Raw genomic sequence first — 22,568 nt, forward strand, 5'->3', positions numbered from 1 at the left:
TCTGCCAGGCTGACGGGCTCAGCCCTTGCTGTCCTGGGCGACTTCCTCTTCGGTCAGCGGCTCGTTAAGCACGATGCCGCTGACGCTGGGAGGCACATTGCGTCCCGCGCGGCGCGCCCGGAACAGTGCGGCACGCATCAGGAAAATGGTGGTGATTGGGACGGTGACGGCAATGAACACGGCAATCAGCAGCGGGTGCGCGGCAAAGCCATGGCCGGAAACTGAAAAGAAGATCACCAGAGCCCACATGATGAGCCAGCAGCCCAGGGTGGCAATGATGGAGGGGGCGTGCACCCGCTCGAAATAGGACTTCAGTCGCATCAGGCCCAGCGAGCCCAGCAGGGCAATCAAGGACCCGGCCAGCACCAGCACGGCAATGGCCACTTCGGCCCACAGCGGCAGCATGATTTCGTTCATTCGATCACCTCGCCACGCAGCAGGAATTTGGCCATGGCGGTGGAGCTGACGCAGCCGAACAGGGCGATCAGCAGGGCTGCCTCGAAGTACATGCTGGAGCTGTAGGTGATGCCCAGCACCAGCATCAGCAGCATGCCGTTGATGTACATGCAGTCCAGGGCCAGCACCCGGTCCTGGGCGGTGGGGCCCTTGAGCAGGCGCACCAGGCAGCAGCCCATGGCCGCCGTCAGCAGGAACAGGGCCAGGGTCAGGGTGTAGGTGAACCACAGGCTCATTCGAAAATCTCCATCAGAGGGCGCTCGTAGCTGCGCTTGATGTGGGCCACGATGGCATCGGCATCGCCAACTTCCAACACGTGCAGCAGCAGCATGGAACGGTCACGTGAGAGCTCGGCCCAGGCCGTACCGGGCGTGATGCAGACGATCATGGCCAGCACGGCCAGTGCGTTGGGGTCGCGCACTTCCAGCGGGATGTACACAAAAGCCGATGGATGCCTGCGCAGGCTTGGAAACAGCAGAAAGCGCAGCACGGCCAGGTTGGAAGCGGTGGTGTCCTTGACCACGGTGGCCGCCAGGGTGATGGCCGTCCATGGGTGTCGAATGCGCACCGGCAGCGGACGCAGGCCGCGCAGCAGGATGGGAATCAGCAGTCCCAGAATGGCGCCCAGCACCATGTGGCCTGCGCTCAGGGAATGGTTCAGCAGCAGCCACGCGCCAAACAGGAAGATGGACAGCAACGGGGCAGGCAGGATGTGCTTCATGGTGCTGCTTTCTCCGTGGTAGGCAAGGGCGCAGCCAGCGGTTCGAGGACTGCGGCAGGTGCTGTCGTCTGGGCCGGTACCGCCGTGTCGGGTTTGGGTTCCTTTGGTGGATTGGGCACCGGATCCTGCTGCATCACGGCCAGGATGTAGGTCGATGGCGTATGCAATGCGTTGGCCGCGTTCTGTGTGAACTCCATCACCGCATGGGCATGCATGGTCAGGGCGACGCACAGCGCCATCAGTCCGGCAATCGGCGCACCTTCCACGACGCGCAGCTCGGGCTTGGCACGGTCGTGCGTGGCCCAGAAATGGCGGATGCCGGCGCGTGTCAGTGCAATCAGCGCGAACAGACCGGTGGTGATCAGCAGGGCGACCAGCACCCAGCCCAGATTGCCTGCCTGGTAGCCTGCGGACTGGCCCAGACCCACCGGATTGACCAAGTTGGTGAGCATGGCAAATTTGCCGATGAAGCCCGACAGCGGTGGCAGCCCGGTGACCACCAGGGTGCACATGATGAAGACAATGCCCAGGAACGCGGCAGCAGCAGGGATCACGCGGCCGATCAGGACTTCTTCGTGTTCGTCCAGGTTCAGCGACTTGGTGGGTACCAGCTCGGGGTTGAGGAAGGGGGCATCTTCATCGCCGAAATCATTGGCGCTGGAGCCATCGTTGCGCCAGCGGTCCATGATGTCGGCCAGCATGAACAGGATGGCCACGGCCAGCGTGGAGCTGGGCAGGTAGTACAGCAGGCCGGCGGTCAGCATGTTCTGACCAAAACCGGTGGCCGCCAGCAGCGTGCCGGAGGACAGAATGGCCGCATAGCCTGCCAGATAGGTCAGGCGCTGTGCGCCCAGCATGCCGAAGGCGCCATAGGCCATGGTCACCATGCCCATCACAGTGAGCCACTGGCCACCGAACAGCGCCGAGTCGCCGGCTTCGCTGGAGAACAGCAGGGTCCACAGCCGCAGGATGGTGTAGACGCCCACCTTGGTCATCAGCGCAAACAAGGCGCCAACGGGCGCGCTGGCCGCGCTGTAGGCCGGCACCAGCCAGAAGTTCAGCGGCCAGATGGCGGCCTTGATCAGAAAGGCGATGGCCAGGATGGCGGCGGCCGTGTGCAGCAGGCCCCGGTCGGCGGGGCTGACATGGGGGATGGCCTGGGCCAGGTCCGCCATATTGAGCGTGCCGGTAATTCCATACAGCATGGACACGCCCACCAGAAACAGCGAGGAAGCGGCCAGGTTGACTGCGATGTAGTGCAGACCGGACTGCACGCGCAAGCGGCCGGAACCATGCAGCAGCAGCCCATAGGAGGCTGCCAGCATGATCTCGAAGAACACGAACAGGTTGAACAGGTCGGCCGTCAGAAAGGCGCCCGACAGGCCCATCAGCTGGAACTGAAACAGCGGGTGGAAGTGCACCCCTGCCTTGTGCCAGCGGGCAATGGAGAACATGCCGGCGGCCAGGGCCACGCAGTAGGTCAGCACCAGCATCATGGCCGACAGGCGGTCCAGTGCGAGCACGATGCCGAACGGCGCTTTCCAATTGGCAGCCAGGTACACGCCCATGGCGCTGGGTCCGGCTTGTTCGTCGCTCCACTGCAGCAGCGCCACCGCAATGCACAGGCCGATGGCGGTGGACGCAATGTTGAGCACCACCTTGAGGCGCAGGTGTTCTTCCCGCAACAGCAGCATCACGGCCGCCGTGAACATGGGCAGCAGGATGGGCGCCAGAATCAGGTGTGGCATTAGAGAAGTGGTCAGCCAGTCCAGCATCACGGCATCTCCTGCTCGTCACGCGAATGGCTGCCATCCACATGGTCGGTGCCGGACATGCCGCGCGAGGCCAGCAGCACCACGAGGAACAGCGCCGTCATGGCAAAGCCGATCACGATGGCGGTCAGCACCAGGGCCTGGGGCATGGGGTCGGCGTAGTTGGCCAGGGTCTCGGCCAGACCGGCCTGCATCACAGGCTCCTTGTCGATGGCCAGGCCCTCGCGGCTCATGCTGAAGATGAACAGATTGACGGCGTACGACAGCAGGGACAGGCCGATGATGACCTGGAAGGTCCGGGGGCGCAGCAGCAGCCACACGCCAGATCCGGTGAGCACGCCAATGGTGATGGCAAGCACGATTTCCATCAGCGGACCCCTTCCTGCAAAGCGGCGATCGTGGCCTCGGTTTCTGCCTGTTCTTTTTCTTCCATCAAGCGTGCGTGGTAACGGTGGCCGCGCACCGATTGGTGGGCAATGGCCGTGAGGATGAGCAAGACGGAGCCTACGACCAGGGCAAAGACACCGACGTCAAAGAACGTGGCGCTGGCCAGGTGCATCTCGCCCACCAGAGGGAGGGTGAAGTGGAAGGTGTGGCTGGTCAGGAAGGGGTAGCCGGCATACACCGCACCCAGGCCGGTGCCAAGGGCACACAGCAGGCCCACGGCAATCCAGCGGCGCGGGAACAGCGGCATGTGCGCTTCCACCCACTGCGTGCCCGAGATGATGTATTGCAGCAGCAGGGCCACCGAGAACACCAGGCCGGCCACAAAGCCGCCGCCGGGCTCGTTGTGGCCGCGCACAAAGATATATACCGCCACCAGCGTGGCGAAAGGCAGCAGCAGGCGCACCAGCACAGCGGGCACCATCAGATAGCCCACCGCGGTATCGCTGGCATTGCGCGGGTTCAGCAGGTCGGTCTGCAGGTCCCCCGGCAGGAAGCGCTGCTGCTCGGGCAGGTCCATGGTTTCGCGCGCCGGGCGGAAGCGGCGCAGCAGCGCATACACGGTCAGCGCCACCACGCCCAGCACCACGATTTCGCCAAAGGTGTCGAAGCCGCGGAAGTCCACCAGCATCACGTTCACCACATTGCTGCCGCCGCCTTCCGGCACAGCGCGTTCCAGGAAGAAGGTGGAGGTGCTCTGCGAGAACGGGCGGCTCATCATGGCAAACGCCAGCCAGGCCATGCCGCCGCCAGCGGCCAGGGCCAGCAGCAGATCGCGCAGGCGCCGGCTGCGGGCCAGCAATTCGGTGGACAGGGCGGGGATGCGCAGGTTCTTGTCGCGCTTGGGCAGCCAGCGCAGTCCCAGCAGGATCAGGATGGTGGTCACCACCTCCACCACCAGTTGGGTCAGCGCCAGATCGGGGGCGGAGAACCACAGGAAGGTCAGCACCACACACAGGCCGGCGCCGCCGAGCATGATCAGCGATGCCATCCGGTGGTACTTGGCCTTCCAGGCAGCACCCAGTGCGCACAGGCAGCCGATCACCCACAACACCAGGAAGGCCGGCGACAGCGGCAGGGGCGGACGATTGCCCAGATCCAGCCCGCGGATCCACAGCGGCATGAAGCCGCTCAGCAAGGCGATGGAGACCAGCCACAGCATTTGCCACTGCAGGCGGTGGGTGGTCAGTGCGCGGCGCAGGTGCTTGGCCAGCAGGCTGATACGGGCCAGCACGTTGTCGAAGATGCGCTTGCCGTTGATGTGCTGCAGCACGGGGACGGCGTCGTCGATGCTGCCGTTGTTGCGCAGCAGACGCAGTGCCGTGTACAGCGCAATGCCGCCCACCAGCGCCACGAAGCTCATGATGAGCGGCGTATTCACGCCATGCCAGACCGCCAGGCTGAATTCGGGCAGGGCGCCGCCCACCACGGGAATGGCAGCCGCATTCAGAAACGGACCCACCGACCAGGCGGGCAGCACGCCCACCACCAGGCAGGCCAGCACCAGCAACTCCACCGGCACGCGCATCCAGTGCGGCGGCTCGTGGGGTTTGTGGGGCAGGTCGGTGGCCTTGGGGCCGAAGAAGACATCGACGGTAAAGCGCAGCGAATATGCCACGCTGAAGATGCCGGCCAAGGTGGCGACCACAGGCAGCACGATCCGCACCCAGTGGGCGGCGTCGACGAACACGGTTTCTGCAAAGAACATTTCCTTGGACAGAAAACCGTTGAGCAGCGGCACCCCGGCCATGGCCGCACTGGCCACGCAGGCCAGCGTGGCGGTGATGGGCATCATCTTGCGCAGGCCGGACAGGCGACGGATGTCGCGCGTGCCACTCTCATGGTCCACAATGCCGGCCGCCATGAACAGCGAGGCCTTGAAGGTGGCGTGGTTCATGATGTGGAAGACGGCGGCCACAGCGGCCAGGGGGCTGTTCATGCCCAGCAGCAGGGTGATCAGCCCCAGGTGCGAAATGGTGGAGTAGGCCAGCAGACCCTTGAGGTCGTGCTGGAACATGGCCAGATAGCCGCCCAGCAGCAAGGTGGCTGCGCCCGCGCCGCCCACAATCCAGAACCATTCGTCCGTGCCGCTGAGCACCGGCCACAGCCGCGCCAGCAAAAACACGCCGGCTTTCACCATGGTGGCCGAGTGCAGATAGGCCGACACCGGGGTGGGTGCCGCCATGGCATGGGGCAGCCAGAAGTGGAACGGGAACTGCGCGCTCTTGGTGAAGGCGCCCAGCAGGATCAGCAGCAGCGTCGGCACATACAGGGCATGGTCACGCACCTGCTGGGCTGCAGCCAGGATGTTGTCCAGGTCGTAGCTGCCGACGATGTGCCCCAGCAGGATCATGCCCGCCAGCATGCACAGGCCGCCGGTGCCCGTGACGGTGAGTGCCATCCGCGCACCGCGGCGGGCATCCTGGCGGTGGTGCCAGTAGCCGATCAGCAGGAAGGAGAACAGGCTGGTCAACTCCCAGAAAAACACCAGCTGGATCACATTGCCGGACAGCACCACGCCGGTCATGGCGCCCATGAAGGCCAGGAAGAACGAGAAGAAGCGTGGCACCGGATCGGCGGGCGACATGTAGTAGCGCGCGTACAGCACCACCAGGGCGCCGATGCCCAGCACCAGCATGCAGAACATCCAGGCAAAGCCGTCCATGCGCACCACGATGTTCAGTCCCAGCGCAGGCAGCCACGGAATCTCCTGGCGCAGCACGCCGCCGTGGGCTATTTCGGGAAAGAACAAAGCGGCCTGTACCAGACAGACCAGGGCGATCAGACCAGCCAGCGTGGATTCGGTGTTGCGTGCGTTGGCAGGCAGCACCGCGGCCATCAGGCTGCCGATGAAGGGCAGGAGGATGAGTGCGATCAGGGGCATGGGCTTTTTTATTCTACGGGCAAGCGTGGAGGAGGCCGCTATGAAAACCTGAGCGTGTTGAGGCCATTGGTCATGCATTAGGCATGAAAAACCCGCCAAAGGCGGGTGCAGGGCAGGGGCGTGGTGTATCAGGCCGCCGGCTTGGTGGGCTTGGCTGCGGGTGCCGGGGGCGTGTTGGCGGGCTTGGCGGAGGTGGCTGGCGTGGCCGTCTTGGCCTTGTAGCTCTGGCCGTTGATGGTCAGGCCTTCGCCGGACATCTTGGCGGCATTGCCCGGGCCTACGCCCTGGACGCGCCCGATGAAGTCTTCCCAGTTCTTGAATGGGGCAGTTTTGCGCTGGTCCACAATGCGGGCGGCAGTGGCGGGGCCTATTCCTTTGATCTGGTCCAGCTCGGCCGGGGTGGCCTTGTTGGCGTCGACGGTGGCAGCGTGTGCCAGGCCGAATACGCACAGGGCGGCGGCGATCCATTGCTTGAGCATGCGGTCTCTCCACAAAAGAAAAGGGACGACGGCAAGAGCGCCGCCCTGTACATGCTGCAGGGGGAATGGCCCCCGTGGGGGTGGGTTAACCCCAGTATCCTGTGCCGGTAGGCGGCGCAGGGCGATGAGCCGATCAGTGGCGCTCTGTGTCTGCTGCACCCGGTCGGCGCGCATAGCGGCCTGCGATCACCGCCGACACCATCAGTTGCATGGGGTGGAACAGCATCAGCGGCAGCACAATGCTGCCGACCATGCTGGCAGGGAACAGCACCTTGGCCATGGGAACACCGCTGACCAGGCTTTTTTGCGCGCCGCAGAACAGGATGGCGATTTCGTCTTCGGTGCTGAAGCCCAGGCGGCGGCTGGCGAATACGCACAGGGCCATGGAGCAGGTCAGCAGCAGTGCGCACAGCACAAACAGGCCTGCCATGGCGGGCAGCGGCATTTGCGACCACAGGCCGGCGACCACGGCGCCGCTGAAAGCCGAATACACTACCAGCAGGATGGATCCCTGGTCCACCACCTTGATGGATGTGCCCATCCACTGGACGATGGGGGCCACCCAGGGGCGCATCAGGTGGCCGACGACGAACGGCACCAACAGCTGCAGCGCAATCTTGCCGATGGAGGCCAGCGGATCGGACGACGAGGCGCTGACATGCAACAGCATGCCCACCAGCAGCGGGGTGAACAGAATGCCCAGCAAAGTGGAGCCCGATGCACTGCAGATGGCCGCAGGCATGTTGCCGCGTGCCAGTGCCGTCAGTGCAATGGCGGACTGCACGGTTGCGGGCACGGTGCACAGGAACAGAATGCCCAGATACAAGTCGGGTGTGACCAGGGGCTCCAGCAGCGGGCGCAGCGACCAGCCCAGAATGGGGAAGGCCACAAATGTGATGGCCGTGATCACCAGGTGCAGGCGCCAGTGGCCGATGCCGGCCAGGATGGCCGGGCGTGACAGTTTGGCGCCATGCAGAAAGAACAGCAGCACAATCACCACGGTGGTGGCGGTGTTCAGCCACTGTGCGGGAACGCCCGAGGCGGGGAAGAAGCTGGCGAGGGCCACGGTGGCCATCAGCATCAGGGTGAAGTTGTCAGGAAGAAAGCGCGGGCGGGACATGGGTAGACGGTAGAGACAGGGGCGGACTGCGGATTGTGGGGGAATAATCCGGAAGTCGCAGTCTGCAGTCTGCAGTCAGCAGCCGGTGCCGGGCTGGCGTTGGCCGGCTGTGGGTGGACATGGCCAGCCGTGGCATGACCGCAGTGCGGCGGAGGTGTAGCGTTGTCCCGCAGCGCTTCTGAAGGACTGTTCCGCTGGCGGCGCAGAGGCGGCCAACGCCAGCGCATCAAAAAAATGGATGCAGCCCTAAACTTTGCTGCCAAGTTGTCGATGAGGACACATCACAGCTGAAAAAAGGAATGCCATGTTGGTCATCAATCCAGGTCAAGCCGAAGGCCAGCAGGCCCCCTATACCCGTGGTCACACCTTCCAGATGCCGGTGTTCAAGCCGGGTGTGCGCGTCATGCACGCAGGCCGCTCCGAGACCGTGAGCCATGTGGTGCTGCGCCGCCGCGAAATGATGGTGCACCTGGTGGGGCGCGATGAACCGGTCAAGCCCGAACGCCTCACGCTGACGCCCACCATGTTCACCACCGAGCGTCGTCCCGAAGTGCTGAGCTGGTTTCTGTAAGCCCGTCTCTTGCGCCGGTGGCGCATCAAAAACAAACAGGCTGCCTATGGCAGCCTGTTTGTTTTGGTGGGGTGACAAGGAGCGGCGCTGTGCTTGCCGCCCCGGCTCAGTCGGCCATGGGTTCGCCCAGGCGCACCGCCGTGGCGGCATCCCAGGCAGCGTTGAACGCATTCAAGGTGCCTGCTGGCATCAGCATGACCACGGTGGAGCCGAGCAGAAAGCGCCCCATCTCCTCGCCTTTTTGCAGCGTGATCTGCTGGTCCTCGTAGCGCCAGTCGCGGATGTCGCGGGTGCGCGGCGGGTTCACCACGCCGTGCCAGACGGTGGACATGCTGCCCACGATGGTGGCGCCCACCAGCACCAGGGCAAACGGGCCTTGCGCGCCTTCAAAGATGCACACCACCCGTTCGTTGCGGGCAAACAGGCCGGGCACGCCACGTGCCGTGGTGGGGTTGACCGAGAACAGATCGCCCGGGACATAGATCATGCGCAGCAGCCGTCCGGCCTGCGGCATGTGGATGCGGTGGTAGTCGCGCGGGCTCAGGTAGATGGTGGCGAAATGCCCGTTGTCGAACTGGCTCGCCAGTGCGGCGTCACCGCCCAGCAGCGCCTGGCTGGAATAGTGGTGGCCCTTGGCCTGGAAGATCTGGTCGCCGGCAATGGGGCCGATCTGGCTGACTGCGCCGTCCACTGGACAGATCCAGCGGCTGTCGCTCAGCGGGCGTGCACCTTCGCGCAGCGGGCGGGTGAAGAATTCATTGAAGGTGGCGTAGGCCGCGGGGTCCGGGTTGGCGGCTTCCTGCATATTGACCTGGTAGCGCTGAATGAACCAGCGGATCACCGATGTGGTGAGGGCGCCTGCCTGTTTGCCAGCCAGGTGGCCCATGAGCATGGTGAGGGCCTGCTTGGGGATCAGGTATTGCGGGAGTACGGCAAGGCGGTCGGACACAGGCAGAGGGCTCCGGAAGAGGGCTGTTGGCAACAAGTGGCGTAAGTGTGGGCGCGATTCTATCGGTGCTGTGCGCAGGGCTAACCCGTGGTTGCTATGATTTTGAGCATGTTTCCAGTGAAAAAAACTGCGGAGAGCGGAGCATCCCATGTCTGAAACCGACCAGCGGGCGCGTGCTGCGGCCCCCGGATCCGGGCCAAGCCCGGCGGCGCCAGCGCTGCCGGAGTCCGCGCAGATGCCCACTCCGCTGGGCTCCCAGCATGCCCAGCTGACGCGTTGGGCGCTGTGGCTGCGCAACTTCTGGCCCGGCCCGGTGCGCATTGATCTGAAGGAGTTGCTGCGCATGGCCTTGGGCGTGGCACTGGGGTTGCTGGTGACAGGGATGCTGTCGCGCTGGTGGACGGATGTACCGACCAGCACCTGGATGGTGTCGTCGCTGGGGGCCAGTGCGGTGTTGCTCTTTGGTATGCCGGCCAGCCCCATGGCGCAGCCCTGGCCGGTGCTGGGCGGGACCGTGGTGTCGGCCTTGGTGGGGGCGCTCTGCCAGCGGCTGGTGCCAGACCTGGCGGTGGCTGCCGCCCTGTCGGTGGGGCTGAGCATCTTGCTGATGGTGCCGCTGCGTTGCATGCACCCGCCAGGGGCCGGTTTTGCCGCTTTCGTGGTGCTGGAGCATGCCGATGGCGTGGCGCTGGTGGCATTCCCGATTCTGTTCAATGTGGCGGTGCTGGTGCTGTGCGCCGTGGTCTACAACGCCCTGACGGGCAAGCGTTACCCGCATCCGCAGCACAGCTACAAGGGCGCGGGGTCGGCACGCTTTGTTTCCGCCGACCTGGATGCCGCTCTGTCCCATTACAACCAGGTGCTGGACATCAGCCGGGCCGATCTGGAAGGGCTGCTGCACATGGCGGGCAAAGCGGCTTTTCAGCGCACCTTGGGCGATCTGCGCTGTGCAGACATCATGTCCCGGCCCGTTTTTGCGGTGGAGCCACAGGTGGCGCTGAAAGATGCTTGGGCGCTGATGCGGCAGGAGCAGGTCAAGGCGCTGCCCGTGGTGGATGCGCAACACCAGGTGCTGGGCATTGTGTCGGTGACCGACTTCATGCGGCTGGCCCACCTCGATGTGCGCGACGGCCTGGGCCAGCGGCTCAAGCACCTGGTGTCCTGGCGCAGCAACAGCCAGGGAACGGTGGGCGACATCATGTCCCAGGATGTGCAGGTGGCCGGTGATGACGGGCTGGTGACGACGCTGATTCCATTGTTTTCGGAAGCCGGTCACCACCACCATATTCCCATCGTCGATGCGCAGCGCCGGCTGGTGGGCATCGTCACCCAGACCGATCTGGTCCGCACCCTCAGCAAAACCATTGGCTCGGGTGACTGAGTGGCGGCTCCATGCAGCTGCGGCTGTGCCATATTTTTGCCATCGTGCGGGTGTCTACAGGCACCCGTGTGAAAAAAAGGGAGCGGTCAAAAAAAGACAGTGCCTGTTGCAGCAGGTACAATTGAAGGATTTTCCTCAAGCAGTGCCTGGCCTTGCCCGGGAAGCGCGCGGAAGGCCGAATGCACGGCCTGTAGCGGCTTTTCGTCTGATCTGCGCCATGGCTGGCGCAGTGCACCCGCTGTCTGTCTGAAGGAACGGGTCATAGCGTTATGGCCCGGCAGGTGGTTGTGGCCCACCTTGCGCTGGCACCGCTGATACAGATTGAACTGAAAGAATTGAAATGGCTAAAGAAGAACTGATTGAAATGCAGGGCTCGGTCACCGAAGTGCTGCCTGACTCGCGTTTCCGCGTGACCCTGGAAAACGGTCACCAACTGATCGCCTACACCGGCGGCAAGATGCGCAAGCACCACATCCGCATTCTGGCCGGCGACAAGGTGTCGCTGGAAATGTCGCCCTACGATCTGACCAAGGGTCGCATCACTTTCCGCCACCTGGCCGGTCGCGGCCCAGGCCCCAACTCCTCGCGCTAAAGTGTTGGCGCCGCACAAAATGTGCATTTCGCGCCAACCAAGCCAAAAACCGTGTTGTGAGCACGTATAATCACGTTTTTGTCGGAGCGTAGCGCAGCCTGGTAGCGCATCTGCTTTGGGAGCAGAGGGTCGCGAGTTCGAATCCCGCCGCTCCGACCATTGATTCAAGGGGTTAGCTCAATTGAGCTAACCCCTTTTGTCTTTTCTGGCTGCGCTGCAAGGTGCGTGGCTGCAGTGCCCCGCCACCCTTTCTCTTCAGATCCGGCGCCGTTTGGGTGTGGCTGGCGGCTGTCTTAGTGCTGTTTTTGCGGCTTGCGGGATTCTGCCCGACATGGCTTTGCTACGATCCATCCCAGCAATAGGAGAGGATATGTTCATAGCCATTGTCTGGCTGGTGCTGGCGGTCGCATGCGGATGGCTGGCGGCAAAGCGGGGGCGATCGGGAGTGGGGTGGTTCGTGGCCGCCTTGCTGGCGAGTCCTCCCATCACAGGCATGCTGGTGCTGCTGCTGCCTGTGCAGGCCAGTGTCGAAATGCGCCGCCAGCAAAAGCGCTGCAAACAGTGCGACCCCAAGGGGCGGCGCAGCGCCGGAGAGTGCACGCAGTGCCTGGCGTCGGCGCCTTTCAACCTCTGAAGCCGGCAGGCCTTCCAGGGGTCTCGCGCACGCAGTACATAGCCCGCAGCCGCGGGCTTTTTTTTGTGCCGGGACCTGCCCAGGGTGGTGCACCGTGGCTGTCTGCCGGGGAGCGGTGTCTGACAGAATTTCACAAAGCGTGCGATCTGCAGCACATCTCTACCAAAATGATGCGGATTCGCTTCTATAGAAATTTCTGAATCGATAGCATTTCTCTGAAATACGGAAGGCTATCGTGATCGAGCAGTTGTGGGATGAGGTCTTTGAAGCAGCGCTGAAGCTTCACAAGCGCCTGGATGTGGAGCAATTGGATGGCATCCCTTCAGAATTTTTGCAGCAACTGAACGCGGCACAAAGCCAATGCTGTGCGTTTGCCGAAGAGCTGATGCAGCAGACGCCCGGCCGCTTGGTCGCGATGGCTGCCGATCCGGAAGTGAACCACCGTGGGCTCCAGCTTGCGCATGCCTATGCCAGCCTGGTGCTGGAGGCTGCCCGGTTGCGTCGTACCCTGCCGCAAGCAGGGCGGGACTGAAACAGTGCATCCATCGGGAAGATGGGTGGCGTAAATCGGGTATACTTCTCGCTGTCCGGAGCGTAGCGCAGCCTGGTAGCGCATCTGCTTTGGGAGCAGAGGGTCGCGAGTTCGAATCCCGCCGCTCCGACCAAGATCAACCCCATCGAGTGAAAGCTCGGTGGGGTTTTTTCATGCTCATTTAATCCTGGTCAGTCCGCAAACCGGCAGAAAGCTGACAGTGGTGTCAGTTTGTACTGGCGATTTGTACTGCTATTGTCATAATTGGATTCATATATAAATTCAATGTGACCGCGGTGTTAGCTTGTCGCGCACCGCAGCAGACCCCCCACTGATACCCATGCCCATTCCACATGCGCGATACGCCCGCCAATGGGCCGGCCTGTTGGACGCCGTCACCCCTGCCGTGCGCGAGGCCGTGCGCACTGTGGCGCAGGCCCACGCCGAGACGCTGGCGCGGCGTTTTTACCAGGACATGTCGCAGGAAGAAGGGGCGGTGCTCTTTCTGTCGAACATACCTTTGCGCCAGCGGCTGGAACAGTCGCTGCAGCGCTGGATGCGCAGCGTGTTTGACGGCTCCAGCCTGCAACTGGAGCAGAAGGTGGCGCAGCAGGTGCATGTGGGCGAGGTGCATGCCCGCATTGACGTGCCGGTACACCTGGTGCTGCAGGGCGCGCGCGGGCTGAAGGTGCATCTGCACCAGTTGCTGTTGCAGGCCGACGGCGCAGCCCAGCATGCGGCCGTGCTTGTGGATCTGTGCATGGAGATCATGAGCCAGGCCTATGCCCGTTCGATGGAGCGCACGGCGCGCACCAAGGACGCCTACCGTCTGCACGCCATCACCCACAACCTGGGCGCCGAGCGCGAACGCCAGCGTGCGGCGCTGCTGGAATGGGAGAACCAGTTGCTGTGCGAGCTGGCCATGGAGCGCTCCAGTGCGCAGCTGCCGCGCATGGCCGTGTCCGACTTTGGCCTGTGGTTTCACCACAAGGGCGAGTTCGTGTTTCGGGGAGCGCAAGAGACGCGTCGCATCGAGTCCGCAATGCAGGATGTGGATGCGGTCTGGCTGCCCGCGCTGGAAGCGCTGGAGCCGGGGGCTCCACGCATGCAGCAGCTGCGCCAGCTGCGGGACGAAGTGCGGCGGATCAACTACCACCTGGCCGCACTGTTCGAGCAGCACCAGGAGCTGGATGCCGGGCGCGATGTGCTTACCCGGCTGCTGAACCGCAAGTTTCTGCCTGTGGTGCTGGGCAAGGAAATGGGGCATGCCCAGCAGCACAGCGAATCCTTTGCCGTGCTGGTGGTGGATGTGGACCATTTCAAGCAGATCAACGACCAGCATGGCCACGACAGCGGTGACCGCGTGCTGCAGCAGGTGGCGGATGTGCTGCAGTCTGCCTGCCGGGGCGGTGACTATGTGTTCCGCCTCGGCGGTGAGGAATTTCTGCTGCTGCTGGTGGATGTGGCCCAGGCCCAGGCCGTGGCATTGGCCGAGCGCTTGCGCCAGCGCATGCAGCATGAACCCATGCGCCTGCCGCAGGATCGCAGCACCCAGGTGACGGTGAGCATTGGCGTGGCCCTGTACGACGGCCATCCGGATTACCAGCGCATGCTCCAGCGTGCCGATGCGGCGCTGTACCAGGCCAAGGAGAATGGGCGCAACCGGGTGGAGCTGGCGTAGCAGGCTGCCGCCCAAGCCTGGGCCTTGGCGCGCAGGCGATCAGGCGATGACGGGAGAGGCGGTGGATCGGCTGCTGGCGTGTGGTGCGCATCAGGTGTGCGACCAGCGCAGGCAAGGCGCACTTTGGCGCCAGGAGGCTGGGTTCAGTCTGCGCTGTGCACGCCCAGCAGGGCGTGCAGATGGCTGCTGCTGGTGGTGTATTGCAGCAGCGGGGCCTGGCCGCTCAATTGTTCGGCCACGGCAAAGGCGGCCAGTGTGGCTTCGTGGAAGCCGCACAGAATCAGCTTGCGCTTGCCGGGATAGGTGTTGATGTCGCCCACGGCATAGATACCGGGCTCGGCCGTGGAAAAACGGGCCGTGTCCACTGGCAGTTGCTTGCGTTCCAGCTCCAGCCCCCACTCGGCAATCGGCCCCAGCTTGGGTGAAATGCCCAGGTAGGCCTGCAGCAGATCGGTGCGCAAGGGCTGGGTGCTGCCGTCGGGCAACGTCACTTCCAGTGTGTGCAGGCGACCGTCGGCGGCCTGCTGCAACGCTGCAGGCTGGCCGGCCACCACCTGGATACGGCCCTGGGCGCGCAGATCGCCCAGCTGGGCCAGCAGCGCATCGGGGCCGGTGAACACATCGCGGCGGTGCAGCAGCGTGGTGCTGGCGGCGTCTTGCACTGTGGCGCAGGCCACGGCGGCGGCCACGGCAGCTTCGTCGCCGCCCAGCACCACCACGTGGCGGCTGCGGGCATGGTCCAGCTGGTGCGGGTGGTAGAAAAGCTGGCTGCCCACCAGGGCGTGCGCCCCATCCACCTTGAGTGCGCGGGGCACAAAAGCACCTACGCCGGCAGCCAGGATCAGGCTGCGGGTGGCAAAGCGGGTGCCGGTGTGGGTGGTCAGCAGCAGGCGGCCATCGGCCAGACGCTGCAGCTGTTCCACCTGCTGGCCCAGGTGGTAGACCGGGGCAAACGGTGCGGCCTGCTGCTGCAGGCGCTCCGACAGCTCCCGGCCGGTACAGGCGCGGATGCCGGGAATGTCGTAAATCGGTTTGTCGGGATAGAGCTCGGCGCATTGGCCGCCGGCATGGGGCAGGGCGTCCACCACATGGGCCTGCAGGCTCAGCAGCCCCAGCTCGAACACCTGGAACAGCCCCACCGGGCCGGCGCCTACCACCACCACATCGGTGGTGATCGGTGCAGCAGTGTCGGCGGGCTGCGTCGCAGCGGCTTGCAGAGGCATGGCTGCGCGGGCGCTCAGCGGATCAGGTCGTTGATCTTGCCGGGGGTGCCGTTGAAGCTGTCTGCGTCGGGCAGCGAAGCCTTGCGCTTGGTGATGCTCTTCCAGCCCTTGGCCAGCGACAGTTCGGCATTCAGCTTGATGAAGGCCAGTTGGTCGGCGGGCACATCTTCTTCGGCAAAGATGGCGTTGGCCGGGCATTCGGGAATGCACACGGCGCAGTCGATGCACTCATCGGGATCGATGACCAGGAAGTTCGGGCCTTCGCGGAAGCAATCCACAGGGCACACATCCACGCAATCGGTGTATTTGCACTTGATGCAGTTTTCGGTGACGACGTGAGTCATGGTTGTTCTTATGGGGTTCGGTGAAACCCCTGGATTTTAGGTGTTTTCCCAAGTCCCTCCAGCAGACGGGGCAGAACAAGGGTTAAAGAGACCCGCCAGACCGGTGCCTGGCAGGGTCCGGTCTGTTGCTCAGCGCACCAGGGCCGCGCCGGCGGTGGCATTGCTGGCAGTGTCCACCAGAATCAGCGAACCCAGCTGGCGTGCACGGGTGAAGGGGGCTGCAGGAATGGCTTCCTGCAACTGCAGTTCGACCTGGCCGATGGCGTTGGCTTCCAGCTGCTGGGCCTCTTCCTGGTCCAGGGTGTTGATGTTCAGGCGGTAGGTCACGCGGCGCGCCTTGGCCTTGACCCAGCGGTGGCCATGCAGCGCCCAGTACACGCGGCCGGGCACCAGAGGCTCGTTGTCCATCCAGGCCACGGTGGCGGTGATGTCACGGCTGGCAGGCCATGGGCTGACGGCTGCGGGGGTGTCGAAGTCGTCTTCCGCGACTGCGGACTGCACGGGGGCGGCCACGATCCAGTCGCCACGCGAGACATCGACTTCGCGGTCCAGCGTGATGCCGGCGGACAGGCCGGCTTCCACGCCCTTGGGCGTGCGGGCATGGTCGATCACCTGGGCGATGGTGGCCAACTGGCCGCTGGGCAGAATCTGCACCGCTGCCCCCACCTGGGCGCTGCCTGCGGCCACACGACCCCAGAACACGCGGCGGCCCTGGGTGGTGACGGCGCTGTCGTGGAATTTCTCCACCCACTGCACGGGGAAGGCCAGCGGCAGCTGTACATCGGCTGGGGTGTTGGGCAGCTCTTCCAGCAGTTGCAGCAGGCTGGGGCCTTGGTAACCGGCCCAGCCGGCTTCGCGGTTCACCACGTTGAAGCCCTTGAGGGCCGAGACGGGAATGGTGGCGGCCACGGCAATGCCGGCGTCCTGGGCAAATTGCGCCAGTGCGCCGCGAATGTGGGTAAAGGCCAGCGCCGGGTCGGCTACGGCGTCGAGCTTGTTGACGGCAAACACCAGTGAATGCACGCGCAGCAGATGGGCCAGCAGGCTGTGGCGGCGGGTCTGAGGCAGCAGCTGCAGGCTGGGGTTCTGCCAGTCGAGCTTGGTGGCGTCCACCAGCACCACGGCGGCATCGGCGCTGGACGCTGCGGTGACCATGTTGCGGGTGTACTGCTCGTGGCCGGGGGCATCGCCGATGATGAACTTACGGCTTTCGGTGGCAAAGTAGCGGTAGGCCACATCGATGGTGATGCCCTGCTCGCGCTCGGCAGACAGACCGTCGGTCAGCAGCGCCAGGTCGGTTTCACCGCTCTTGGTCACGCCGGCCAGCTGGTCCTGCAGCACGGCGCGGGTGTCCACCAGCAGGCGGCCGATCAGCGTGGATTTGCCGTCGTCCACCGAGCCGCAGGTGATGAAGCGCAGCGCGGATACATGGTCATTCAGTGCTGCCGTGCCATCGGCACCGGCCTGGGCCGCTGTGGAGTTGATCGTTTCAGTCATCGCATTCTTTCAGTGTTCAAACACGTCCCGGGTCGGGACCGCCGCGCTGGCGGTGTCGCCCTTCCGGCAGTACGCCCTGCCTGGGAAGGGGCAGGCGCGCAGCGCCTCAGGGCTGTGTCAGAAGTACCCATCCTTCTTGCGCTTTTCCATCGATGCCTCGCTGGTCTTGTCGTCCATGCGGGTGGCCCCGCGCTCGCTCACATCGGCGGCCAGGGTTTCGACCACGATGTCGGCTGCCGTGGCGGCCGTGCTTTCCACGGGGCAGGTGCAGGTGATGTCGCCTACGGTGCGAAAGCGCACATCGCGCTGCACGACCTGCTCGCCGTCCTTGGGCGGCGTCAGCGGCGTGACGGGTACCAGCAGACCCTTGCGCTCCACCACATCGCGCTGGTGCGTGTAGTAGAGGCTGGGCAGCGCGATCTGCTCGCGGTCGATGTATTGCCACACATCCAGCTCGGTCCAGTTGCTGATGGGGAAGACGCGGAAATGCTCACCCGGTGCAATGCGGGTGTTGAACAGCGTCCACAGCTCGGGACGCTGGGCCTTGGGCTGCCATTGGCCAAAGCTGTCGCGGTGGCTGAAGATGCGTTCCTTGGCGCGGGCTTTTTCCTCGTCGCGGCGGGCGCCGCCGATCAGCGCGTCAAAGCGGAATTCCTCGATCGCTTCGAGCAGGGTGACCGACTGGTGCACGTTGCGCGATTCGCCGGGGTGGGCCAGGCGCACCGTGCCGCGGGCCATGGAGTCCTCCACGCTGCGCACGATCAGCTCGGCACCCAGTTCCTGGGCGCGGAAATCGCGGAAATCGGTCACTTCCGTGAAGTTGTGGCCGGTGTCGATCATCAGCAGCGGATAGGGGATGCGGCCGGCGCCAAAGGCCTTCTCCGCGCAGCGCAGCATGACCAGCGAATCCTTGCCGCCCGAAAACAGCAGGGCAGGGCGTTCAAAAACCGCGGCCACTTCGCGCAGGATGAAGATGGTTTCCTCTTCCAGCGCATCCAGGTGGCGGTTGCTGAGGTGGCTCAGCACGGAAGTATCCACACGGGCGTTCATAAATACACTTTCAAGCGAAACAGGTCTCTGGTGCTGGCGCAGCAAGCCCCAGAAGCGATTGTTTTTCAGTGGGCGATGTGCAGGCCGCACTCGCGGTTGTCTTCGCCCTTGGTGGGGTCCACGTAGTCGAAGTTGTTGGGCAGGCCGTGTTTTTCGCAGTACTCGTACAGATCCTTGGACGACCAGTGCAGCAGCGGCGCCACCTTGATCAACCCGTCGGGGTTGATACTCACGGGATCCATCTGGGCCCGCACGGCGGTGTCGGTGGCACGCAGTGCGGTGAACCAGACCTTGGGCGCGGTCTCGCGCAGGGCGCGGGCAAAGGGTTCCAGCTTCACTTCTTCGGTGAAGGCCGCATGGCGCGGGTCATCCAGTGCGGGCGTGGCGCCTTCCACGGCTTCGCGGTGGGCGCGGGAGCGGCGCGGCAGATAAATCTTCAGGTTGAGATTCAACTGCTTGGTGACTGCATCGGCAAACTGGTAGGTGGCTTCGGTGTTGTAGCCGTTGTCCATCCACACCACGGGCACGCCGGGCTGGGCCTGGGCGACCAGGTGCAGGATCACGGCCTCGAACGGTCGGAAGTTGGTGGTGACGATGGTGGGCTGGTTCAAACCCACGGCCCAGCGCACCAGGGCCTGGGCGTCACGGCCGAGCTCAGTGTTGATGCGGGCCAGATCCAGAGCGGGGGCGAGCTGGCTCATGCGTGCTCCTCGGCGAAATGCGGCTTGGTGTGCACGGCATCGGCCTGGTAGTAACCACCAAAGCGCTCGAACTGGCGCTGGGCATCGGCCGCGTCCACGTCTGCGCGCAGCACGGCAGAGCTGAAGCCGGTGCGCTCCATCTGCACCAGCTGGTCGATCAGCACATCGCCGGTAGCGCGGATGTCACCGGAAAAACCTCTGCGGCGGCGCAGCAGATAGGCCTGGCTGAAGGCGCGGCCATCGGTGAAATTGGGGAAGTGCAGGTCAACCTGGGTGATGCCGTCCAGATTGGCGTCCAGTGCATTCACATCATTGGCCAGTACCAGCACACTGGTGTCGCCTTCGGCAGGGCCGGCGTAGGCGGAGTGGGGCAGGATTTGCATAGGGGTTCCTTGTTCTTGTTCTGGGCTCAGGCTGCCGCTTCTTCCTCTTCGGCGGCCGGGTGGCGCGCGCTCTTGCCGGCTTCCTTGAACGGGTCCAGGCCGATGCGGCGCACGGCGTCGATGAAATGCTCGCCGGGCTGGCGCAGGTTGCGGTAGGTGGTCAGCACGGCTTCCAGCACGTCGGGCACTTCGGCGGCACTGAAGGAGGGTCCGATCACCTTGCCGGCCACGGCTTCACCCGACAGGCTGGAGCCGTCCGATCCGCCCAGCGTGACCTGGTACCACTCCTTGCCATCCTTGTCCACGCCCAGAATGCCGATGTGGCCGCTGTGGTGGTGGCCGCAGCTGTTGATGCAGCCGCTTATGTGCAGGTCGATCTCGCCGATGTCGTCCAGCTCGTCGAGGTCCTGGTAGCGCTGGGTGATGGCTTCGGCAATCGGCAGGCTGCGGGCATTGGCCAGGGCGCAGAAGTCGCCACCGGGGCAGGCGATCATGTCGGTCAGCAGTGCCACATTGGTGCTGGCCAGACCCAGGGACCTGGCCGCCTGCCACAGTGCGTGCAACTGGCTGACCTGCACCCAGGGCAGCATCACGTTCTGGTCGTGGGTCACACGGGCTTCGCCGGCAGAGAAGCGGTCCACCAGCTGGGCCAGGGCATCCAGCTGGTCGCCGGTGGCATCGCCCGGGGCCTGGCCGGTGCGCTTGAAGGACAGCGTCACGGCGCGCAGGCCGGCCAGCTTGTGGGCGTGGACGTTGCGGCTGATCCAGCGCGCAAAAGCGGGCTCTTGCGCGGCCTGGTCAATCAGGGCCTGTTCATCGGCCGCGGCGTCGGCCACGGTGGGCAGTGCGGGCGTGGTGAACATGGCGGCCACGCGATCGAATTCCGCCTGTGGCACGGTGTGGGGGCCGCCATCGACTTCCACGATCTGGCGGAATTCCTCTTCCACCGCATCGATATAGGCCTGGCCTTCGGCCTTGACCAGAATCTTGATGCGGGCCTTGTACTTGTTGTCACGGCGGCCCAGCTCGTTGTAGACACGCACGATGGCCTCGATGTAGTTCATGATCTGGTTCCAGGGCAGGAACTCACGGATCACCGTACCGATCACCGGCGTGCGGCCCATGCCGCCACCCACAAAGACCCGGAAGCCCACTTCGCCGGCCGCGTTCTTGAGCACATGCAGGCCCACATCGTGCCAGCCGGTGGCAGCACGGTCTTCGGCGGCTCCGGTGATGGCGATCTTGAACTTGCGCGGCAGGAAGGCGAATTCCGGATGCAGCGTGGTCCACTGGCGCAGAATTTCAGCGTAGGGGCGGGGGTCAACCGCCTCGTCGGGCGCAATGCCGGCCAGTGCGTCGGTGGTGGTGTTGCGGATGCAGTTGCCGCTGGTCTGGATGCCGTGCAGGTTCACGGAAGCCAGCAGGTCCATCACATCGGCGGCCTTGGACAGCGGGATCCAGTTGAACTGCACATTGGTGCGCGTGGTGAAGTGGGCGCAGTGCGTGGGCAGGAAGGTCGTGCCCAGCTTGCCCTGGCCTTCCATGGCGGCTTTGAACACGGCGGCTTCGGGCTCGTCGTATTCGCGGGCGACACGGGCCAGCACGCGGATCTGGTCGGAGTTGATTTCCCCGTAGGGCACGGCCACACGCAGCATGGGGGCGTAGCGCTGCACGTACCAGCCGTTTTGCAGGCGCAGCGGGCGGAAATCGTCTTCCGGAAGCTTGCCGCTTTGCCAGCGTTCCAGCTGGTCTCGGAACTGGTCAGCGCGCTGCTGGACGAAGGCTTTGTCGAAGTCGGTGTATTGGTACATGGCTACGGTGCTTGCGTGGGGGGCACGGGCCGTGCATGCAATGCCGGCCTGGCTCTATGGGGCCGCACTGTAGAGAAAGCTTATATGGAAACAAACTATTGTTTTCTCCTTCATGTATATCGGTTTGTGTATATAGAACTGTCGTGCACGCCGACCGGCGCTGACAAGCGGTGCAAAAAAGCCCGCGCAAGGCGGGCTGGGTGGGCAGATAGGGGCTTCTTGGGCGGCCTGCATGTGCCGGCCAACTGGATGCGGATGGTCAAGACGACCGGACGAGGCGTGACGCTGCTGGCGGCACATAGGGCCGGGCAAGGCGGTGGCCCGGCATGCCGGTCGGTGTGGGCCCGGCGCTCAGAACGGCTTGGCGCCCATGATGGCGGCCGCAGCCAGCAGAAACACCAGCTGCAGCACCAGCACCAGGCGGCGGGTGCTAGGGTTGGGCGCCGTCAGCTGTCGTTTGGCGATACCGCAGCACACGCCGTGCACCACGTACAGGATCAGGCCGATGTAGGGATACATCATCTGCTGCCAGGGGCCGACAAAGGTGACGGCCAGGCCGGTCAGCGCAGCCAGGCCGCCAAAGACCCGGGTAAAAACATAGCTGAGCGTGGCCTTGCGCGCGGGCAGCTGCTTCCAGGCCAGTGCGGTGAACAGCAGGGCGCACAGCAAGGTCAGCACGGCCAGCAGCATGTGGGAATGTTTGAGAGCGATGTACATGGGGTGTATGGAATGGAAAACTTATGAAAACAGGAGCTTGCTGTGCACTGTTGGTATGGTTCTGCAGATCATTTTGCGTGGAAAAATTTGGTGCAGCCCCTCAGTCAGCTATCTTTTTGTGCTGATGGCGCAGTGTTGGTCGTGGTCCGCAGCGTCTCCAGGTGGATGCTGGTTTCAGAGTGGCTGATGCCCTTGATCAGGCGGATGCGTTCCAGCGCCCGCGCCAGCTCGGGCAGGGTGGCCACCTGCAGTTCGGCCAACAGGTCCCACTGGCCGTTGGTGGCGTGCAGGGCCTGCACGGCAGGTTCGCCCAGCAATGAGGCGGTCACCCGGCGTGCGTCATTGCCTTCGATGGCAATGCTCATCCAGGCTTGGAGGCCGCCTGTTTCTGCTTCGGGCTTGAGGCGTAGCGTGTAGCCCACGATCACGCCCTCGTCTTCCAGGCGGCGCAGACGGTTGGTCACCGTGCCGCGTGAGACGTTCAGCCGTGCTGCCAAGGTGGCCACGCTTTCACGGGCGTTGTGGCGCAGCAGGGCAATCAGGCGCTGGTCGATCTGATCCAGATTGGACATAGTGGCAACGATAGCTAGCGATATGGCAGATTTTTGCCGATTTTGAATAGTTTT

At 64.2% G+C, this 22,568-nt stretch carries 24 protein-coding genes and 2 tRNA genes; 8 read left to right on the forward strand and 18 right to left on the reverse strand.

The genetic code is table 11. The features are described 5' to 3' along the window. Positions 1-18: 18 nt before the first annotated feature. The 8 genes from mnhG to B3349_RS02815 form a co-directional block, all read right to left on the reverse strand. The gene (mnhG, locus tag B3349_RS02780) at positions 19-417 is read right to left on the reverse strand and encodes a monovalent cation/H(+) antiporter subunit G (protein ID WP_291586235.1); all 399 of its coding nucleotides are present in this window, start codon (positions 415-417) and stop codon (positions 19-21) included. Further along, positions 414-692, reverse strand: coding sequence for a K+/H+ antiporter subunit F (locus tag B3349_RS02785; RefSeq protein ID WP_291586237.1), 279 nt, complete (start codon positions 690-692; stop codon positions 414-416). The genes mnhG and B3349_RS02785 overlap by 4 nt, the downstream gene beginning before the upstream one ends. Further along, positions 689-1,177, reverse strand: coding sequence for a Na+/H+ antiporter subunit E (locus B3349_RS02790; protein WP_066535416.1), 489 nt, complete (start codon positions 1,175-1,177; stop codon positions 689-691). Before B3349_RS02790 ends, B3349_RS02785 begins: the two co-directional genes overlap by 4 nt. Beyond that, on the reverse strand, positions 1,174-2,952 hold the full coding sequence (locus B3349_RS02795) for a monovalent cation/H+ antiporter subunit D (protein ID WP_291586238.1): 1,779 nt from the start codon (positions 2,950-2,952) through the stop codon (positions 1,174-1,176). The genes B3349_RS02790 and B3349_RS02795 overlap by 4 nt, the downstream gene beginning before the upstream one ends. After that, the gene (locus tag B3349_RS02800) at positions 2,952-3,317 is read right to left on the reverse strand and encodes a Na+/H+ antiporter subunit C (protein WP_066535409.1); all 366 of its coding nucleotides are present in this window, start codon (positions 3,315-3,317) and stop codon (positions 2,952-2,954) included. The genes B3349_RS02795 and B3349_RS02800 overlap by 1 nt, the downstream gene beginning before the upstream one ends. After that, positions 3,317-6,277, reverse strand: coding sequence for a monovalent cation/H+ antiporter subunit A (locus B3349_RS02805; protein WP_291586240.1), 2,961 nt, complete (start codon positions 6,275-6,277; stop codon positions 3,317-3,319). Before B3349_RS02805 ends, B3349_RS02800 begins: the two co-directional genes overlap by 1 nt. Before the next feature lie 128 nt (positions 6,278-6,405). Next, on the reverse strand, positions 6,406-6,756 hold the full coding sequence (locus tag B3349_RS02810) for a ComEA family DNA-binding protein (protein ID WP_291586241.1): 351 nt from the start codon (positions 6,754-6,756) through the stop codon (positions 6,406-6,408). A 133-nt stretch (positions 6,757-6,889) separates the two neighbouring features. Further along, the gene (locus B3349_RS02815) at positions 6,890-7,876 is read right to left on the reverse strand and encodes a bile acid:sodium symporter family protein (RefSeq protein ID WP_291586242.1); all 987 of its coding nucleotides are present in this window, start codon (positions 7,874-7,876) and stop codon (positions 6,890-6,892) included. Positions 7,877-8,180: 304 nt separating this feature from the next. Between B3349_RS02815 and B3349_RS02820 the strand changes: the two genes are divergently transcribed. Beyond that, positions 8,181-8,447 (forward strand): hypothetical protein, encoded by a 267-nt coding sequence (locus B3349_RS02820; protein WP_066535401.1) that lies wholly within the window; start codon positions 8,181-8,183, stop codon positions 8,445-8,447. 106 nt (positions 8,448-8,553) lie between these two features. On the opposite strand, the gene asd is transcribed toward B3349_RS02820, so the two are convergent. Beyond that, complete coding sequence (asd, locus tag B3349_RS02825; RefSeq protein ID WP_291586243.1) at positions 8,554-9,396, reverse strand: archaetidylserine decarboxylase; 843 nt, start codon at positions 9,394-9,396, stop codon at positions 8,554-8,556. A gap of 148 nt (positions 9,397-9,544) precedes the next feature. Here asd and B3349_RS02830 point away from each other — a divergent pair, with 148 nt between their 5' ends. The 7 genes from B3349_RS02830 to B3349_RS02860 all read left to right on the forward strand — a co-directional run bounded on the left by B3349_RS02830 (position 9,545) and on the right by B3349_RS02860 (position 14,216). Continuing rightward, positions 9,545-10,777: an HPP family protein gene (locus B3349_RS02830; RefSeq protein WP_349682176.1), complete on the forward strand. Its 1,233-nt coding sequence runs from the start codon at positions 9,545-9,547 to the stop codon at positions 10,775-10,777. Between the two features lie 340 nt (positions 10,778-11,117). Beyond that, complete coding sequence (infA, locus tag B3349_RS02835; RefSeq protein WP_066535392.1) at positions 11,118-11,369, forward strand: translation initiation factor IF-1; 252 nt, start codon at positions 11,118-11,120, stop codon at positions 11,367-11,369. A gap of 82 nt (positions 11,370-11,451) precedes the next feature. Next, positions 11,452-11,528: transfer RNA gene (locus B3349_RS02840), tRNA-Pro, on the forward strand. Positions 11,529-11,565: 37 nt separating this feature from the next. Further along, entirely contained in the window at positions 11,566-12,003 is a 438-nt protein-coding gene (locus B3349_RS02845) for a hypothetical protein (protein WP_291586246.1), read from the forward strand. A gap of 235 nt (positions 12,004-12,238) precedes the next feature. Continuing rightward, a complete protein-coding gene (locus B3349_RS02850; RefSeq protein ID WP_291586248.1) occupies positions 12,239-12,535 on the forward strand; it encodes a hypothetical protein in 297 nt (98 codons plus the stop codon). 56 nt (positions 12,536-12,591) lie between these two features. Then, positions 12,592-12,668: transfer RNA gene (locus B3349_RS02855), tRNA-Pro, on the forward strand. Positions 12,669-12,875: 207 nt separating this feature from the next. Beyond that, positions 12,876-14,216, forward strand: a complete 1,341-nt coding sequence (locus B3349_RS02860; RefSeq protein ID WP_291586249.1) for a GGDEF domain-containing protein — start codon at positions 12,876-12,878, stop codon at positions 14,214-14,216. Positions 14,217-14,359: 143 nt separating this feature from the next. Here the strand turns inward: B3349_RS02860 and B3349_RS02865 are convergent, their stop codons facing one another. From B3349_RS02865 to B3349_RS02905, 9 genes are all read right to left on the reverse strand, one after another. Further along, positions 14,360-15,439, reverse strand: a complete 1,080-nt coding sequence (locus tag B3349_RS02865; RefSeq protein WP_291586251.1) for an NAD(P)/FAD-dependent oxidoreductase — start codon at positions 15,437-15,439, stop codon at positions 14,360-14,362. Positions 15,440-15,453: 14 nt separating this feature from the next. Next, positions 15,454-15,783, reverse strand: a complete 330-nt coding sequence (gene fdxA, locus B3349_RS02870; RefSeq protein ID WP_066535367.1) for a ferredoxin FdxA — start codon at positions 15,781-15,783, stop codon at positions 15,454-15,456. A 129-nt stretch (positions 15,784-15,912) separates the two neighbouring features. Continuing rightward, on the reverse strand, positions 15,913-17,280 hold the full coding sequence (gene cysN / locus B3349_RS02875) for a sulfate adenylyltransferase subunit CysN (RefSeq protein ID WP_291586253.1): 1,368 nt from the start codon (positions 17,278-17,280) through the stop codon (positions 15,913-15,915). A gap of 117 nt (positions 17,281-17,397) precedes the next feature. After that, entirely contained in the window at positions 17,398-18,330 is a 933-nt protein-coding gene (cysD, locus tag B3349_RS02880; RefSeq protein WP_291586255.1) for a sulfate adenylyltransferase subunit CysD, read from the reverse strand. A gap of 65 nt (positions 18,331-18,395) precedes the next feature. Beyond that, a complete protein-coding gene (locus B3349_RS02885) occupies positions 18,396-19,031 on the reverse strand; it encodes a phosphoadenosine phosphosulfate reductase domain-containing protein (protein ID WP_291586256.1) in 636 nt (211 codons plus the stop codon). Further along, entirely contained in the window at positions 19,028-19,414 is a 387-nt protein-coding gene (locus B3349_RS02890) for a DUF934 domain-containing protein (protein WP_291586258.1), read from the reverse strand. Before B3349_RS02890 ends, B3349_RS02885 begins: the two co-directional genes overlap by 4 nt. Positions 19,415-19,440: 26 nt before the next feature. Then, complete coding sequence (locus B3349_RS02895; RefSeq protein ID WP_291586259.1) at positions 19,441-21,225, reverse strand: nitrite/sulfite reductase; 1,785 nt, start codon at positions 21,223-21,225, stop codon at positions 19,441-19,443. Between the two features lie 351 nt (positions 21,226-21,576). Then, positions 21,577-21,942 (reverse strand): hypothetical protein, encoded by a 366-nt coding sequence (locus tag B3349_RS02900; RefSeq protein WP_291586260.1) that lies wholly within the window; start codon positions 21,940-21,942, stop codon positions 21,577-21,579. Between the two features lie 104 nt (positions 21,943-22,046). Then, entirely contained in the window at positions 22,047-22,505 is a 459-nt protein-coding gene (locus tag B3349_RS02905) for an Lrp/AsnC family transcriptional regulator (protein WP_291586316.1), read from the reverse strand. Positions 22,506-22,568: the final 63 nt, after the last annotated feature.

Origin of the sequence: Comamonas sp. UBA7528 (assembly GCF_002479375.1) — a bacterium.
GTDB lineage: Bacteria > Pseudomonadota > Gammaproteobacteria > Burkholderiales > Burkholderiaceae_C > Comamonas.